Source organism: Pseudomonas sp. AC463 (genome assembly GCF_979253585.1).
The window spans coordinates 1-393 of record NZ_CEEDDZ010000177.1; the positions used below are offsets into that span (position 1 = coordinate 1).

Consider the following 393-nt stretch of genomic DNA (forward strand, 5'->3'; position numbering starts at 1 on the left):
GTAGAGCAGCCCGCCGAACGCACCCGGCACGACCTTCGCCTGCAACCGCCGGTTCTCCGCCTCCAGCGCATGGACATGAAAGGCGCGCGACACGATCAGGCCGAGCGCATCGATATCGATCGGCTTCTGATAGAAATCCCATGCTCCGTCGCCGATCGCCGTCAGCGCACTCTCCCGCGCACCGTGCCCCGACGCGACGATCACCTTCGTCGTCGGCGCCATCGCCAGCATGGCGTGCAACGTCGCAAAACCTTCGGCGGTGCCGTCCGGATCGGGCGGTAAGCCCAGGTCGAGCGTCACGACCGCCGGCTCGTGCAATCGCAGCGCGTCCAGCGCCGCAGCCCGGTCGCCGACCACGACGACCTCATACGCCTCGTACGCCCAGCGCAATTG

Annotated in this window: 1 protein-coding gene; it reads right to left on the reverse strand. The window is 67.7% G+C overall.

What is annotated here, in order from left to right:
- On the reverse strand, window positions 1-393 hold a 393-nt coding region (locus AC0IYH_RS29665), incomplete at both ends, for a response regulator (protein WP_471837648.1).